This is a genomic window from uncultured Nitrospira sp., from assembly GCA_902500695.1.
Classification (GTDB): domain Bacteria; phylum Nitrospirota; class Nitrospiria; order Nitrospirales; family UBA8639; genus Nitrospira_E.
In genome coordinates this window covers 39,477-56,665 of the sequence record CABVRQ010000004.1, presented here as the reverse complement: position 1 = coordinate 56,665, position 17,189 = coordinate 39,477, and the positions used below count along the sequence as shown (strand labels likewise).

Below are 17,189 nucleotides of genomic sequence, written 5' to 3'. Positions count from 1 at the left end.
TTGATTTTCCCGGGGCAGACGACCTCGGAAATATGTTCCAATTCAAACCGGATTTTCAGGAGGTATTTTGCGAGGCCCGTGATCCTGCAGTGGCTCGCGCAGCCTCAATCTTTCACTCCAGACCTTTGCACCCTGGTATCGTTCAATAAACATCGCATTCCGCTGGCGTGAGTGGATCAATATCATGTCTTGTATTGGGTCATCCTTCGTTTCGCTCTTCATCCTTCGTGGCTGTCTCGCCCTCATAGCCCGTATTCCACAATTTCTTTTCCGATCATATTCGGAATCCATCCAATTACCTGGTTAACCGTGGTTTCTCCACATTCGGCCATCTTTTGCCAACAAGGCATCGGCTTCCGGCGGTCCCCAGCTACCTGAGCTATAGGGACGAATGGCATGCGAGCCCAGGCTCTCCCACACTTTGACGATGGGATCGACGATACTCCAGCCCACCTCGACGCTATCACTTCGCTGGAAAAGTGTGGCGTCTCCAGCCATCACGTCGTGTAGGAGGGTTTCATAGCCCGTGCTCGGGGCATCACCGAAATATTCCGCATATTGGAAATCCATATCCACCGTCCCCACCTGGACTTTTGGTCCGGGAATTTTGGCTCCAAAACTTAGGGAAATGCCTTCATCCGGCTGAATGCGAATGACGAGTACATTCGGGGTGAGGCGATCGACGGGAGTCTTACGAAATAACATCAGCGGAGCAGATTTAAACTGAATGACCACTTCGGTAACCCTGGTGTGTAACCGTTTTCCGGTCCGAAGGTAAAAGGGCACGCCTTCCCAGCGCCAACTTTCAATGCCTAAGGTCATGGCGGCAAACGTTTCAGTCAGGGAGGCTGGATCGACATCCTTTTCCGTTCGATAGGGAAGGACACTATGACCATTAATCGATCCGGCCTCATACTGCCCGGCCACCGTTGATTGTAAGACCTCTACGGGGTTCATTGGCTGGATGGCGCGAAGGACCTTGGCTTTCTCGTTCCTGACTGCTTCGGGATCAAATGTATTCGGTGGTTCCATCGCCACGAATGCCAAAATTTGTAAGAGGTGATTGGAGACCATATCGCGGAGCGCGCCGGCTTTTTCATAATAGGCCCCACGATGCTCAACTCCTAACGTTTCCGCCACAGTGATTTGGACATGATCAATGTATTGACGGTTCCAGATGGGTTCAAAGATGCCGTTCGCAAAACGAAATATTAAAATGTTTTGAACGGTTTCTTTTCCCAGATAATGATCGATTCGATAAATCTGACTTTCATCTAACACCTGTTTCAGTGCTTGATTGAGCGATCTGGCCGATGGCAAATCATGTCCGAATGGTTTTTCAATGACGATACGCCGGGAAAAATCTTTTCGATGTTCTACTAATCCTTTGGCGCCAAGTTGCTCAACGATTTCAGCAAAAAATGTCGGAGCCGTGGCCATGTAATAGAGATAATTTCCCTGGGTCTCGTGTGTTGTATTTAATTGTGTCAGCAGGTCATGAAGACGACTGTAGGTCTGGGGATCCCGAAAATCCCCTGACAGGTAATACAGGCGATCAAGGAGCCATTCTTTGATCGTGGCATCGATGGGACGGGGACACAATTCATCAATGTCCTGACGGATCTTTTCCCGAAAGTCATCGGTATGCATGGGAATCCCATCTATCCCAAGGATGGCAAATTCTTGAGGGAGATGATGGCTTGAGGCCAGGTTATACAACGCGGGAATCAATTTTCGCTTCGTGAGATCCCCCTGGGCCCCAAAGATGATAAATAACGTGGGCGGTCGCGTCTGCCCATTACTGGACTGTTGGAAGAGGGGACTTTCTTTCAGTTCATCGGCGTGGTCGAAAACAGGATGGGACGTTTTCACTGACTCTCTTACCTTTCCGGAAGTGTTATTCCCATTGGGGGTTCATGGAGAAAATCACTCAACCGAGGAATGGAACTTGAATCCTTAGAATGGTCTTTTCATGATAAAAAAGACCACAGCAGCTTGCCGCAGCCTCAAACGACTTTGCCTTTCATGAACATCATACCATTTTTATGGCAAAGCGCTATGTCGAGTTAACTCTCCGTATCATCTCATCCTTAGCTAGCGGACCAACCCCTCGACTTACGGCTCCTCCATGGCTCCCTCAAAGGCGAATGAGATCTTGAAGCATGGAATAAGAAGAAAATAGAGCAAGTATCCGGTCGAGCGCTATCTGTGCTCGACCGGGTCCATCTAGGATCAGGAATCATTGCGTAGGCGTGCCAACGTTGAAGCTTCCCCACAGACCACCTGACCACATTTGTGCCGGGCCATCCCGATACAGCCAGTTGCCCTCCTGAGCTTCCGGAATCGTGACAGTTATCGCCTTGCCCACCGAGATGAGCGGACTATGCGGAGATCCGAAATCCGGCAACATGTCCTGGAAATCATGTCCATACACCATGAACGCATGCTGCCGACTTCGTCCATGAGGTTGCAGTACCCTGAATCGTACCTCTTCCCCTGGCTCGGCGGTATACGTGGTGGTGGGGATGGGTTTGTATGCTGAGGTGAAGAAGTTGGTCGGATAGAATGCTTCGTTCAAATTTGCGTCAGGTTCCTGGCCCAGCCGCGTTTGAAAGGGCGCGGTGTGATGGTTAAACGCTTTATCTCCGAGATCGTAGGAATCATCGCAGATCCGACAGTCGGGGATTGGTGAGGTAGAGCCATCTTTTTTTGTGTAATGAAGGTTCAGCCCGTCTCGATAGAGAATCACGTGCTCACGGAAGGAGCGTGAGACTCCCATCTCCGGATCCGGGTATTTGACCTGGACGGAAACCCCTCCGTTTGGAACCCTTTCACCTGAGACCTGATCATGATAGGTTGCCCCTTGGGGCTCGATGATCAATGTGCCGATCAAACCATGAGAAGGCTGATTGATAATATCACCCCAAGATGTGAGGTTCACCGGACCAAACTCCTTTGGTTCGTGCTTTAGCCGATTGTCCTCAATGGTGACCACACCCGCATACCAATAATAGCGTGTCTGTTGACCAGGACCGATCGGGTCCCCACCATTGAATCCGACAGCCGCCCCATTTTGTGAAGCGACGTCATAGGAGACGAGTTGAGGATGCAAGGTTATAGAGGTGGAAGGTCTGATATCATCGGCATCGGATGCTCCCTCTTCTAAATTTTGGTCCACATTGAGCGGGACAATCTTAGGCATTAGAGCATCACCAGGTTTGTCCGATAAGGATTTAGGTAACTGATTGGCTAGTTCGACTCTGATGCAGTCCCCCGCGTTCGCTCGAAGGACGAGCGGCTCAATCGGATCCATAACGGTAGGGTCCTCCAACCGTGCTTGATAGGTTGCTCTTAAATTTTCTCGTAGCTGATTTAACGTTTGATCGTTTGGAGATGTTTCTCCTGGAGCAATTCGCTTCAGGAGAATAAAGGCTAGCGCGTCAGGATCGAAGATGCCTCCAGCGCGATCAAACGGCAAATCAACGCCCAACCAATCAGGAATACTCACCGCGTCGATATAGAAGGTCACCTCCGCCGACTTCCCCTCCTCCCCGAAGTTTTTGGGTTTTAGGCAAGTGCCTTCATAGGGATCCATTTCTGGTAATAGCTCAAGTTTCCCAGAGGGATTGCTTGGTAAGGGCTGAAGCCTTTTCCCAATAGGCTTGAAAAGTGGGTCGGTGGTTTTCAGGGCGTGAGGTGTCCTATTGCCGAGCTGTGCCAAGGTCAGATTCCCCGGATCAGCCGCTGTTTTTCCATTAAAGGCCCGAATGAATCCCCACGCGCCGTTCCAAAGATCATCGACCGCGCCGAAGTCATAGAGGTAATCGACAAAGTGCAGTCCTCGGGTCACGTTGCCGAAACCAAGTTTCATCTCAAAATGCTCCGAGATGCCGATCTCTTGTGCGGCTACCAATGGAGAGTCGGGGTTGGCAATCTCCCGAGGCCATCGCATGCCATGAATGTTCAACATGTGCTGCACTTCTTGCGCACCCTGTATCACCCGCAATTGCGCCAATTCTCCCTCATAGCCTTCGAAAATTTCGGTGAAGGGATCGCCATGCACTTGTGAGTTGAATGCCATGGCCATGTCACCTTCCAGTCCAGATTTCTGACGCTTAATACTGCCATCCGTATCACGCAGGCCAATACGGAGTGGAATGGCTTCATGGCGATAGTTCACCAGGTAGGGATTATGGTGATTTTTTGAAATGGCTTCCGGCAGCAATGGAGGCTCCACCGGGCGACCATTGGCATCCCAATATTCCTGGGCATGTTCTCGGAGCTCATCCACCACGGGCGGATCGATTTCTGCCGCGGCGGCTTTCTCGATCAGTTTCTGCATTCCATGAGGCGTGCTCTCTTCCTGTGTTCGGTTCGGATCATACAAGAGGGCAAAGTCTGCAATGGCCAGAGCGAATTCCCGGTGGTCAGGATGCATCATTTCGTCATGGGCTTTGGTAATCATGGCTTGTGTTCCGACTCCATCTTCAAGCGGATCTCCGTTTGGTTTCAGCCATGTGGATCCTGAAGGTTCGATGAGGAGGGCACTGTAGAATCCATGCTGTTGAATGGAGGAGGGACCAAAATGATCATGGGTAAAGACCGTACGAATAGTGCGATCTTGACATGCCTGTGGAGCCCCCGAAGGCATTCCCCTCACACCGCCCTGGGCTTCACAGAGCTTATAGTCTTCCATTAAGGGATCTGCGAACCAGCGCTGAACGGTGGTCTGATACTCGTTGGCTCCCGGTACGTTCAACGCGATAGGGTGACCATGTGAATCTGTGGCATGACCATCAGGTTGGTGACTGGCTTCAATGCGTTCTCGAATGGCTCCTTGTGCAAACGTGCCATCTTCATAATTCCAGCCGTTGCCCGATCCGTCCGAGGACATCACGTCAAACTTCACGAGGTGGATATGTTGCCCGATGGTATCCGTGGGTGTGGCTACTTGAAAGTCGTCCAGCTCCAGTTCGTGGGAGGTTCGATTCGTATGATAGTAGCGAATGCATTCTCCCGAATTGGCGCGGAAAAAGAACGGCTTGGCTTTATCCGTGCTGACTTTTGTCTTTCCGCTGGGATCGGTGTATTGGCTCACATCAGTATCGAGAACGTTGATACGCCCTTGCGGATCGTGCCATCCTTGCTTGTTGACAATCAGATCCACATCAATCGCCGAAACATGGTAGTCACGGAAGATGATATCCCCTTTGGGATCAACCTGTCCTGCAAGTTTGGCAATAGAGCGATCGCAGGGATCTGAAAACGGAGAGCCAGGTTGGGGGGCATGGCCGTTCACCTCATAGATTGAAGGCGTCCCATCCGGTTTGGCACTGGTATGCCCTGTCGCTTTGGCATGAAACGCCATCGCCGCTTGCTCCGTGGCGGTGCCGTCTTTCGGCAAGACCTCAATCTGTGCTGACTCCAGAGCGACTGACAGGTCTCCGGTCGATAGGGCGCGTTGGACCACCTCCTGGCCTCGTTGCGATTCCGGGATATTTTCAATCTGTGCGTGAGTCATGTGTGAGACCGTTCGAGTTCCTCCGGTGATGATATGGCGAGGCAGTCCGCCATCATGCACCATATCCATCGGTGGCTGCGGTGAGCGATGGCCGGCTTCTCCTGGCATGAAAAAGGGGAAGCCAGGGTTTTGTTCCGGCCCATACCCAGGAGCTGGCGGCATGGCTTGACCGGGAAGCGGGATGATGGCTGCTATAGGAGTGCCTTTGTCCGGATCAGTCGCCCCCGTCTGCGGGTGAGTGCCAGGGCCCCATTCACCGTCCGGAAGACGACGTGAACCGTCTTCCAACACATCATGAACACGCCATAATTCCCACATGCCCTGGGCAAAGTGTGGGTACAGATGGCAATGAAAGATTGAATCGCCAGGCGTTTTGTTTCGATTGCCGCTTCCACCATAGTAAATAGGATAGACAAATCCTTGTTGAGGGGCGATCGTTTGGGAATCCAAATATGTTCCGGTTCCCGAGTCTTTTTGGGCAAGCCATTGATGTGCATGCAGGTGGAAGACATGGGTCTCTTTTGGGCCGGCGTGCAAATTGCGAAACTCTACACGATCGTTCAAATACGAATGATGCACATTGGATGGATCGTCGGCAAACTCAGGCAGGAGTGCCGGATCTCCGTTTGCCCAGGATTCGAGAAAGAATTCTTCGTACGCACATTCAACGCAATCTTTCGCCGGTCCGATGCCTTTACGATTGGCCAACAGAATCGTGCCCATCCCACTGGCACCGTAATTTATCCCAAATCCATCACGTATTCCTGACAACGTATACGACTGCTCGAGCTCGGTGAATTCGTCACGGTAGAAGGTTTTCAATTCATCATGAAACACGGCCGTAAATTCTCGAAACGAAGGCGATTCACTCAACTTGTTGTCAATGATGATGGCGTTCAGATCTCCGTGAACGAGGTCGTAGTCATGGGGGCCGCGCTGTTTCAGGAAATTCAGAATCGGGCTTCCGCCTTCCGCCACCGCATCATAGTTGAGTAATGCGGAGCCCTGTCTTTGGGCTTGAACAGCTTCAAATTCACTTTGAGTGGTTTGGCTCCGGTACCATCGACTCTGTGCCGGCTCAATGTGCAGAGCCCCGAAAAGGCCATGCACGATGCTGCCTCCGTCCCCTTCACCTCCTGCTGGTGCGGCATTACTAAAAAAAAGGTGAGTGGATGGTTGAGCGGTTGTGGCAATGTTCCACTGATAGGTCATCGATTCTCCCGGGAGAATTCCCGCAATCCCGGTTGTGTGAGGATCGAATGTGTCTCCGGCCGGAGTCAATCCTGAAATAGTGATCGAGGCACAACGTGTCCGTGGCCAGTCATTTCGGCGATCAGCAGGATTTGGGGGTGTTCCGGTGGAGAGATTCGAACCGCATCCCTGTGTTAATGCTTCTCCCTCAATAGGCGAACCGGCGGCCTCAACCTCCTCTTCTTCTCCTGGTAAAGGCGGCAGTTCTTTTTCATTCAGATTGGTATAGGGGGCTTCCCAGGTGGTTGAACTCAGATCCGGCTGCTCCGGTGACAACATGTTGTAGAAGTGCACGACGAGATGGTCGCCTGGATTGCTTCGCAAGACCAAGGGGCGTGGGCGTTTTCCGTCCCGAAGTCGAACTTGGCCTGGTTGTGAATCCTTGTCCATCGGACGGCCATCGGTTTTGTTGACCACATCCTGCTTGAGTGCATACATCATCCCGTATGGATTCATGGATCCGAAGCGGTTATAGGTAATCTGATGCTCCAAAGCCACGACCTCGGCGTGAATAGTCCGGGGTAGGGGATGATTCGGTGGGTGCTGCATCGTGGAACAACCGGTCGTCATCACCAGTGCCATCACACCTAACCCGAATCTCATCGAGCCGGAATCATGAATCACCATAGTTGAATTGGTCTTATACCCTGCTTGTGTCTGGTTCATTATTTTCTCCTCAATTTTTGCGAGTTCATGTTTAAGTCAATTCAACGCAATCGATCAGTAAGGCAGAGGGTCTGGCGCTTCCGCCCGGTCGTGGTAGCGCATGTGATGTCGAAATCCCATTTGAAACAATCCAACGAAGGGTCCCGGAAAATTTGGTGACTGGGCGCCAAGAGAAGGCTTGCCAATCGGTGTACCATCGATTTTGCCGTTCGAGTGCTATGGTTTGGGTCAAGACATTTTTAAAGATCGGCTGGGTGTCAACATGATCTCCCTCATAAGCGGCGAACACGGCGAAGTCGTTGGCTGGCGACCAATCAAAACGAGTAAAGGCCCAATGGAACCAGAGGGTTTCTCCGACATTGATGGTGACCTGTTGACATTCAAGGATGGCTCCATCGACGCCTAGAGTGTTTCGACCATCTGCATCTGGGGTAAAAGACAGGTGTGAGGTGTCAACCGGCTGCGGGTCCCCTGGGGCCAGCTTTCGTACCCCATCGCCATCGATCCTTCGTGGATCCTCTAGCAGCGCAAAGAAGTCGCCTCTGACAGGGAGAAACGTGTGCGAACTCAGGAACGTATCAAATGATTTTTGAATTTGACAAAGACCGTGTGTGATGAATCCGTCGAACTGACCCGTTTCAAAATGTTGATTGTGAGGTGACAGTGGCATACTAAACCTCCCTGGTGAGATCATATGAGAATATCGTCCCATCTGCTCCCGGCCCATGTGTTTTAGAAGTAAATATGAATGAGATATTTCCTGATGTTTGCAACCTCAATGCCATTAAGGTTGAATTCAGCAGAATGGAATCATATGCAGGGAATGTTTCATTTAATAGGCCATTTTAAGGCTATTCAGTCACTGTGGATTTTAGATTCTGGACGGACCAGTCGTTTCGGATCAGATACCGGTTGTATCGAATCAGATACTTGTTGTATCGGATTTAATAAGGGACGGTACCGAAATTACTCAGGATAACTTCCCTGAATATCCCATATGTGATATCGGAATCCTGTGCTATTATGTAGCCCTAAATTTGCCCTCACCCATCTCTGTATTGGCTTATGCCGCCTTTTCCGCACTTCCCTTCACTGCCTGTCAGGACACGCTTTGTTAAAAGAAATCCTGGCACAGACTCAATTATTTCCTGTCTATTGGAGTGTGTTGGCAGTTGTCATTCTCATTGGGGATTATGCGGCAGGTCCCACCATTCAATTTCCCATTTTGTATCTTATTCCGGTGTCTCTCGCCTCCTGGTATAGTGGATTTTCCCGGGGGCTGGCCTTTGTAGTGACGATGCCCCTTATCCGTTTGTATTTTTCTGAAATGTTATGGCCCATTCACCTGACAATATTCGATGCCTCGATCAACACCATTATCAGAATACTAGTCTTAGGTGGCATGGAATTTCTCGTAAGTCGAACCGCCGGGCAAACACGAGCCTTGGTCAAAAGGGTCAACGTATTGGAGGGGTTTCTTCCTATTTGTAGTTTTTGCAAAAAGATTCGTGACCAGAATGACACCTGGCAACCGCTCGAACAATTTATTACTGATCGATCTAATGTCCAATTTACCCATGGGTTTTGTCCAGAGTGTGGCCAACGACATTACGGGGATTTTTTGAAATTGAGTGATCAACTGACTAAACAATCCTAATTCTCAGGATGAGGGTATCCAATAAGAGCGAGAACATGATAGGCATAATTTCTGATACGCACGGTCTAGTGCGCCATCAGGTGATTGAGGCGTTGACCGGAGCGGAATTAATTATCCACGCGGGAGATATCGGAAACCCTGACGTCCTGAAGACACTGGAGACCATCGCTCCGGTGATCGCCGTCCGTGGGAATAATGACCGTGAACCTTGGGCGGAGCAAATTCCTCTGACGAATGTCGTCGAACATCAATCGTATTTTTTATATGTTTTGCATGAACTGGATCACTTGGATTTAGATCCTGTTGCCTCGGAATTTTCCGCGGTCATTTTTGGTCATTCCCATCGCGCCTCTGCTGAGAGACGGAAGGGAGTACTCTACCTCAATCCTGGCAGCGCCGGCCCTCGTCGATTTACACTTCCAATTACCGTGGCCCGTCTTCATTTGACGGATACCGGCCTTACCCCTGAAATTATTGAGGTTGAAGATTAAGACGAGAGGGGAGGAGAAATGGTGAGTCTTCTGTGAGCCGCCTTGTCCACTCTTGTGAAATGGTTAAGACTTGGGTGTTTAACCGATTGCTCACTGATCAAGGGATATTGATGTGCAATAATCCTTGAGGACATGAAGTTGATACGAGGATGAGAGCATTGGGTTGAAATTCTTGGGTTAAAGCAATCATGCCTTTAAGAGAGTGAATGCATGGTTAGGTTTCCAGATACAAACGAAGGGTATTTTCATGTCCCAAGGTCACATGTCCGACTTTGCATTCTCCACTTAAGGAACAGGTTCGTTTGATCGCCAGCACAACTGCCGGGCTTTCATCTGAGCGATAAATGACATCTTCAATGCGAATTTCTACCGCTTTTTCCTGATCTTCCTGGTCTAAATATTCGGTTTCACCCATGGACAACCCCTTGTTAATTATGAACGTTTCGCCTTGTGTGTACTATCCAATAGACCAAGAACCGTGCCAGAAATCGCTGATAAAGAAATTGATAAAATGCTTGAAAAGCAGGAGAGTTTTACCTTATTTGTGCTGTGTGGATTTTGACACCGGGCAAGGACTGCCCGGGCTAGGTAAAAAAGATTTGCTGGATCTCTGTGGGATGATGACCCAGAGAGAAGGGTGAAAGATTTCTAAGTTTGCTCTTGAAGGAACCAAAGCACAAATGGCAACCCGCCCACATCCTGCAGAAATGGATAATTCAAGCCAACCCCTGTTGGGCATCGCTCCCGTTTCCCATTCTGCCAATTTGATGTTTTTGGCGTTATCAAAGACTTAAGACCGAAAGCTCTCCTTCAGAAATTGGATGTCGGAGTCCTATCGAGGCAGGATTTTGTCGCACAGGGACTTTAACCCAGGATTATGGGTGTGTTGTTCCGCATCGGGGCTAATTAATAGAGGACAAGTTTTTCATACATGGCATAAGATTTCGAAAAAGCAAATTTTCCTAGGGGGAGCGACTTCCGCAGATTGCTTTAGTGGTCGGTTAACTTGGGACTTGAATAGTTACCCGTTCAAGGATTTAATGTATCGGTTAAAGACCCACCCTGTGAGATCTTGTCCGGAGGAAAGCGCGCCTGGTTCTACCTCCACTTTGGTCCATCGATCCTGTTTTTCCAATGCGAGGAGTTTCGTCCCCTTGGTGAGGGGAGAGGCCACAGTGTCATATTCCGAACCGGGCCCTGAGCGAATATTTAACGCAGATGCCAGCACCTGATACCAATCCTCTTCCTCCTGTGATCTTCCCATCACTAATGCGCGGATATGGCCTAGAGGAAAAGCGGGGCCAGGATCTCGTTTTCGATCCGGGGCAATGTCGTCATGTCCAAGAATGTCCTTTAGGCCATACTGTTGAACCAGGATTTTTGCTAGTTCCACCGAAATGAGAATTTGTTTCTCGGAAAAGGCATGCCACCACTTCGGCTCCGCGTCTAATTTATGGGTGGCAAAGATAGCCTGCGACGTTGGATAGGATTTCCCAAACCACGCCGTCAATTTGGTGCCCACTGGGATTAATGGCCCGGCATTATCCATTTCAATCCCAATCGAATGCTGATTCAGGCCTGTCAGGCCATCCCAATGACTCACCCCCGCATGCCAGGTTTTCGTGGTAAAGGGTGCAAGTTGGGTAATTGTTCCATCCCGGCCTACGACCAGATGGGCTGAGGCTTTTGCTAAGGGGTTTGTTAACCAGGCAATCGAGGATTGGGAGCTTCGTCCGGCTGTATAGTGAAAGACCAAGTAAGACGGGTAGATGATTCCACCCTTATTGGGAGTCTCTACATAGTTGACCTTGTTTCCCTCTAACCGGTGGTTTGCAAGACGAAACGGCGAAGAGTCAGTGAAAAAGGCAGGGTGCCCGCGACGGGACAACCCCGTCTTTGATGAGCTTCGAGTGGAATGTTTGGGAGGGTTTTTTCTGGCAGGAGCCATGCTCCCTTTCCTGTTTTAAAAAAGTTTTTGAAGCCTTCCTGCGTCGGAAAGGTGTATCACGAGAGAAAAAAAGCTGATTCAATTCCAAGAAAATTACGTCAGGGAGAGCCGTCAACAATATTGCATGAGTATATCGATGATAAGAATTGAAGGTGCAAATTCAGCACTGACAGCCTTTATGAAGGCCCAGACACCTTATTCCTTTGGCTTTCGTTTGGCCGACGATTTTGCTGTGACGGGCAAGAGGACGGATTTCCATTGTTGTGCCATGCCTTGGATATCGGTGAGGAATGTCGGGGCGGAATGGTGTTCACCAACGTGTCGAACCAGGGCGCTGCCGATAATGACCCCATCTGCAAATTGTCCAACTTCTCTGGCCTGCTCAGCAGAGGCAATACCAAATCCCACTGCCACAGGTTTTCGGGAAGTTCGTTGGAGTTGTTGGACGTTTTGGCGCACCCGACTGAGATCGGTCAGCTTCGAACCGGTAATACCGGTCAGGGAGACATAATAAATAAATCCATGTGAACGCTGTATCACGACCCGGCGTCGTTCCGCCGTGCTGGTGGGAGCCAGAAGAAAAATATTGACAGGTCCCCCCGCAGCCTGAGCGGCGTGATAGAGGAGGTCAGATTCTTCGGGTGGCAAATCCGGCACGATGAGTCCATCAACCCCTGCTTGAACGGCATTGGCACAAAAATCTTTGATCCCCATGGCCATGAGGCTGTTGTAATAGGCCATCAAAATAAGGGGAATGGACGTCTTCTTTCTCAGGTTTGTGACAGTGGCAAGAATCTTTTTCAGAGTGGTCCCTGAATGAAGAGCCCGTTCTGCGGCTTGTTGAATGACCGGACCATCGGCGATGGGATCCGAAAATGGCACTCCCAGTTCAATCAGGTCGGCACCGCCCTGTTCCAACGCGAACACCAGAGATTCGGTCATGGCTAAGGTTGGATCGCCAGCCATAATGTAAGGGATGAGGGCTTTTTCACCCTTGGTGTGAAGTTGTGCAAATGTAGTTTGAATGCGATTGCTCATATCAAAAGATTTCACGTAGGCAGATGCCTTCCTCTTTTATTTCTCTATACACATGTGGCATGCGTCATGCCGTCTCTAGAGAGGAATGCCTCGCATTTTGGCTAACTGTTGAACGTCTTTATCTCCACGTCCGGAGAGATTCATGATTAGGATGTGTGACTTTTTCATCGTTGGCGCCAGCTTGAGGACTTCTGCAACGGCATGGGCACTTTCAAGCGCGGGAATGATGCCTTCTTCCTTTGCGAGTAGGTCGAACGCCGCTAAGGCGTCAGCATCTGTCGCGGAGGTGTACCGGATTCGTCCTGTATCGTGATAGTAACTGTGTTCAGGTCCGACTGCCGGATAGTCCAATCCCGCAGACACCGAATGGGTGGGGTTGACTTGACCATCCGCATCCTGGAGGAGATAGGTCATCGTTCCATGCAACACGCCGGGTTTTCCTCCTGCAAAGCGCGCGGCATGTTTTCCGCTTTCTATCCCGTATCCCCCGGCTTCCACGCCGACCATTTTAACTTGCGTATCTTTGACGAACGGATAAAATAATCCAATGCTATTGCTGCCGCCGCCAACACAAGCGATAAGACAGTGAGGCAATCGACCTTCCAATGCAAGGATTTGCTTGCGTGTTTCTCGACCAATCACGGATTGAAAATCCCGGACCATCATGGGGTAGGGATGGGGGCCAAGGACCGATCCAAGCAAATAGTGGGTCGTGCTCACATTTGTGGTCCAGTCACGCATCGCCTCACTTATGGCATCCTTGAGTGTGCGGCTTCCGGAATTCACCCCCGTTACTTTTGATCCAAGTAACCGCATTCGGAAGACATTCAATGCCTGTCGTTCCATATCATCGGTGCCCATGTAAATTTCGGCTTCCAGACCGAACATGGCGGCCACGGTGGCGACGGCCACTCCATGTTGCCCTGCACCGGTTTCGGCAATGATGCGTTTCTTTTTCATTCGTCTGGTGAGCAAAGCTTGTCCGACGGTATTGTTGATCTTGTGCGCACCGGTATGACAGAGGTCTTCTCTTTTGAGGTAAATCCTGGCTCCCCCAAGTGTTTTGGTGAGACGTTCGGCGAAGAACAGGGAAGTCGGACGACCGACATACTGTGTCAGACAATCCCGAAGCTCTTGCTGGAAGGGTCGGCTTTCCTTAGCCGCACGATATGCCTTTTCCAATTCATGGATGGCGGGCATCAGGATTTCCGGAGCATACTTGCCTCCGAATTGTCCAAAACGTCCGTGTTTATTAGGAATGGTTGCCATGAGATATTCGACTGCAAAAGGAATCAAAAAGAAAAGAGTATAGCGATGGAACGGTTAACACACAAGACGAACCGATTGGATAAATTCCCGGATTTTTGCCGGATCCTTGCGCCCAGGGCTCTGCTCCACACCACTACTCACATCGACCCCATAGGGGTGAACTTGGCGAATCGCATCTTGCACATTTTCAGGAGTTAATCCTCCTGCTAACAGCATGGGGACTGTCTTGGCTACTTCGCCGGCAAGTGACCAATCGGTCGTGTGCCCCGTTCCCCCGTAAGCGGTATCGGAAAATGTATCAACGATAAATCCTCTCACGCCTATCCGGCCTTTCCATTCTGCCAACGCGAGATAACTACTTCTATCCCGCAGCCGAATGGCGCGTATCACCGGGCGCTGTAGCGATTCACAAAAACCGGGAGATTCGTCACCGTGCAGTTGTGCCAGGCCTAATCCGCAGTCATCGAATAGGCGCTTCACCATATCGAGATCATGATTGACAAATACCCCAACCGGAACGACGAAAGGGGGGAGATTTGCAATAATATGTTGTGCGATAGCCGGTTGGACATATCGAGGGCTTTGAGCGTAAAACACAAAACCCAACGCGTCGGCCCCTTCTCGAACTGCGATGTCGGCATCCTCCTGATTCGTGATGCCACAGATTTTTATTTTAGGGGACATAGGAGCCTTTGCTGTGTGTCAGGAAAATTCTCAACCATCCCGCTGTACCGCTTCAATCTCATTTTTCTACCTTGGCTATACAGGCTCTACTTCATGTTCGACCAGTCTCTCGAAAAGAGAACGGGACATAAGGGATTGCCCCTCAATCGAATCCTAGACCCAACGAGTGGTGGATACGTTTTTTAGGGGAGATGTCGGAGGATGTAATAATTCCTGAATTTTTGATTGAATCGAGTCTGCGCGCAATAACGACTCACCGATCAACATGGCTTTGGCTCCTGCTTCCAGTATCCGCGAGACGTGAGCCCGGCTGTGGATTCCACTTTCACTGACAATGAGTGTGTCTGTCGGCATTCGTTTGGCAAGCCGCTCGGTGACACCCAAATCAGTCTGAAAGGTTTTCAGATCCCGGTTATTGATGCCAATCAGCCTGGCCAAGGGCACCCGTTCAAGGACGGTATCTAATTCCCGTTCATCATGGATTTCAATGAGCACATCCAGGGATAACCCATGTGCGAACGTGAAAAAGTCTTCTAGCTGAAAGCGATCCAACGCGGCCGCAATCAGTAAAACACAGTCGGCTCCATAGGCCCGCGCTTCATAAAACTGAATCTCCTCGATCATAAATTCTTTATTAAGCGCGGGAAGTTGAACCGCCTCTTTCACATTGTGCAAATACTCCAGGTTCCCCTGAAAATAATCCTGATCCGTGAGGACGGATAAGGCACTTGCTCCATGATCCCGATATTGAGAGGCGATGGTCACTGGCTCAAACTGATCTTGAAATTCTGGTCGCATCAGTCCTTGACTGGGCGAGGCTTTTTTGACTTCGGCAATTAATGCGGGGGCTGTGGAAGTCAATCCTGTCTCCAATGCCTGGATGAAGCCCAGCGGTTGAGTTCGATCAACAATGCGGCCCTTGAGTTCAGCCAGGTAGCCCCGGCTTTGTTTTCGCCGCAATTCGGCCTTTTTATGTTCGAGGATACGAGAAAGAATCATGCCGCCAGCTTTTTGGTCAGGGAAATGAGTTTGTCCAACTTTTCAAATGCGGCTCCGTTGTCTACGACACGACCGGCTTCTTCGAACCCTTCTTTCAGCGATGATGCCTTCTGGCAGGCGATAAATGCCGGCGCGGCATTCATGAGGACGATATCTCGTTTGGGGCCTTTTCGTCCCCGAAAAATATCGCGAATGATCTGGGCATTGTCTTCCGGGTTGCCTCCCAATAGGTCTTTGGGCGAAACAGGCTGAAGGCCGAAATCTTCCGGCCCGATGAAATAGCTCACGACTCGTCCTTTTTTTCCTTCGGAAATCCTTGTGCGACTGGTTAAAGAAATTTCATCTAACCCGTCCACCCCATGAAGGACAAAGCAATGTTGTGTGCCCAAACGCAACAGGACTTGAGCCAATTTTTCGTTGAGGGCGTGATCATAGACGCCCAGAATTTGTATTGTGGCCCGAGCCGGGTTGGCCAGCGGTCCCATGATATTCATCAGGGTGCGGATCCCCAACTCTGCCCGAGGTTTGGCGCAATGTTTCATGGCTCCGTGATAGAGGGGTGCGAAGAGAAAGCCAATCCCAATTTCATTGATGCAATCGGCAACCTTTTCAGGAGACAAATCGATATTCACGCCAAGAGCGGCCAACACATCGGCACTCCCTGATTGAGAGGACACCGAGCGATTCCCATGCTTGGCAACGGTCATCCCCCCTCCAGCTACGACAAAGGCGGCAGCCGTGGAGATATTGAACGTGTGGCTTTTGTCCCCACCGGTTCCACAGGTATCCACCACCTGAGGATCGGTAATAGGGATTCGAATCGCCCGTTCGCGCATGGCTCGCACTGATCCGGTGATTTCATCAATGGTTTCGCCTTTCATGCGTAATCCCATTAAATAGGCTGCAATTTGGGCTTCAGTGGCCCCTCCTTGCATGATCTCACGCATGGCTTCTTCCGCTTCGTGTTCTGAGAGGTCGAGGCCCTCGACTAATTTGGCGATATGGTCTTTGAGTATTGGCATGTGAAGGGTCTCATGATCATTTAACTGGAAGGGCTCGGATTTAATGGTCGGTTGAAGAGCAGACGGGCAATAACAAAAAATTCCGCAAAAGATCCATTCCTGCCGTGGTGAGGATCGATTCAGGGTGAAATTGCACGCCTTCTGCTCCAGTTGGGGTATGCCGGAGTCCCATGATTTCGCCTTCCACGGTTTCGGCTGAAATTTCAAATTCCGTGGGCAGGGCTTCCCTTTTGACGATTAAGGAATGATATCGGGTGGCTTCAAAGGGATTCGGGAGGCCTTCAAAAATTGTTTTTCCATCATGATGGACCATGGAAGTTTTCCCGTGCATAAGCCGGGGAGCCCGAATAATTTGACCGCCAAAGGCGTAGGCCAGAGATTGATGCCCGAGACAGACACCGAATAAGGGAAGACGGCCGGCAAAATGCTTGATCGTCGCAACGGAAATGCCCGCCTCGTTGGGCGTGCAGGGGCCGGGTGAAATTAATATTCGCTCAGGTGCCAGGCGGTGAATGTCTTCGATCGTGATGGCATCATTTCGGAAAATCTGGAGGTCGGCTCCCAACTCTCCAAGATATTGGACAAGATTGTACGTAAACGAATCGTAATTATCGATGACCAGGATCATTGGTTTCTTCTTTAG

At 50.3% G+C, this 17,189-nt stretch carries 13 protein-coding genes; 2 read left to right on the top strand and 11 right to left on the bottom strand.

All coding sequences use genetic code 11. From position 1 onward, the window contains the following. Positions 1-303: 303 nt before the first annotated feature. From zwf to AAH187_RS01750, 3 genes are all read right to left on the bottom strand, one after another. The gene (gene zwf / locus AAH187_RS01760; protein ID WP_342346707.1) at positions 304-1,872 is read right to left on the bottom strand and encodes a glucose-6-phosphate dehydrogenase; all 1,569 of its coding nucleotides are present in this window, start codon (positions 1,870-1,872) and stop codon (positions 304-306) included. A 367-nt stretch (positions 1,873-2,239) separates the two neighbouring features. Beyond that, complete coding sequence (locus AAH187_RS01755) at positions 2,240-7,438, bottom strand: hypothetical protein (protein WP_342346706.1); 5,199 nt, start codon at positions 7,436-7,438, stop codon at positions 2,240-2,242. A gap of 31 nt (positions 7,439-7,469) precedes the next feature. Continuing rightward, complete coding sequence (locus tag AAH187_RS01750) at positions 7,470-8,108, bottom strand: hypothetical protein (RefSeq protein ID WP_342346705.1); 639 nt, start codon at positions 8,106-8,108, stop codon at positions 7,470-7,472. Between the two features lie 441 nt (positions 8,109-8,549). On the opposite strand from AAH187_RS01750, the gene AAH187_RS01745 reads away from it, so the two are divergent. Together AAH187_RS01745 and AAH187_RS01740 are read left to right on the top strand one after the other, a co-directional pair. Next, positions 8,550-9,095, top strand: a complete 546-nt coding sequence (locus tag AAH187_RS01745) for a hypothetical protein (protein ID WP_342346704.1) — start codon at positions 8,550-8,552, stop codon at positions 9,093-9,095. 35 nt (positions 9,096-9,130) lie between these two features. Beyond that, complete coding sequence (locus AAH187_RS01740; RefSeq protein WP_342346703.1) at positions 9,131-9,586, top strand: metallophosphoesterase family protein; 456 nt, start codon at positions 9,131-9,133, stop codon at positions 9,584-9,586. Positions 9,587-9,800: 214 nt separating this feature from the next. Here the strand turns inward: AAH187_RS01740 and AAH187_RS01735 are convergent, their stop codons facing one another. The 8 genes from AAH187_RS01735 to AAH187_RS01700 form a co-directional block, all read right to left on the bottom strand. Further along, on the bottom strand, positions 9,801-10,001 hold the full coding sequence (locus AAH187_RS01735; protein ID WP_342346702.1) for a hypothetical protein: 201 nt from the start codon (positions 9,999-10,001) through the stop codon (positions 9,801-9,803). Positions 10,002-10,607: 606 nt separating this feature from the next. After that, a complete protein-coding gene (locus tag AAH187_RS01730) occupies positions 10,608-11,534 on the bottom strand; it encodes an N-acetylmuramoyl-L-alanine amidase (RefSeq protein WP_342346701.1) in 927 nt (308 codons plus the stop codon). A gap of 195 nt (positions 11,535-11,729) precedes the next feature. Then, positions 11,730-12,587, bottom strand: coding sequence for a tryptophan synthase subunit alpha (gene trpA, locus AAH187_RS01725; RefSeq protein ID WP_342346700.1), 858 nt, complete (start codon positions 12,585-12,587; stop codon positions 11,730-11,732). 60 nt (positions 12,588-12,647) lie between these two features. Then, complete coding sequence (gene trpB, locus AAH187_RS01720; protein ID WP_342346699.1) at positions 12,648-13,841, bottom strand: tryptophan synthase subunit beta; 1,194 nt, start codon at positions 13,839-13,841, stop codon at positions 12,648-12,650. Positions 13,842-13,895: 54 nt separating this feature from the next. Continuing rightward, the gene (locus tag AAH187_RS01715; protein WP_342346698.1) at positions 13,896-14,525 is read right to left on the bottom strand and encodes a phosphoribosylanthranilate isomerase; all 630 of its coding nucleotides are present in this window, start codon (positions 14,523-14,525) and stop codon (positions 13,896-13,898) included. A 153-nt stretch (positions 14,526-14,678) separates the two neighbouring features. Continuing rightward, positions 14,679-15,524, bottom strand: a complete 846-nt coding sequence (trpC, locus tag AAH187_RS01710) for an indole-3-glycerol phosphate synthase TrpC (RefSeq protein WP_342346697.1) — start codon at positions 15,522-15,524, stop codon at positions 14,679-14,681. After that, positions 15,521-16,546: an anthranilate phosphoribosyltransferase gene (gene trpD / locus AAH187_RS01705; protein ID WP_342346696.1), complete on the bottom strand. Its 1,026-nt coding sequence runs from the start codon at positions 16,544-16,546 to the stop codon at positions 15,521-15,523. The genes trpC and trpD overlap by 4 nt, the downstream gene beginning before the upstream one ends. 40 nt (positions 16,547-16,586) lie before the next feature. Continuing rightward, positions 16,587-17,174, bottom strand: a complete 588-nt coding sequence (locus tag AAH187_RS01700) for an aminodeoxychorismate/anthranilate synthase component II (protein WP_342346695.1) — start codon at positions 17,172-17,174, stop codon at positions 16,587-16,589. Positions 17,175-17,189 lie beyond the last annotated feature (15 nt).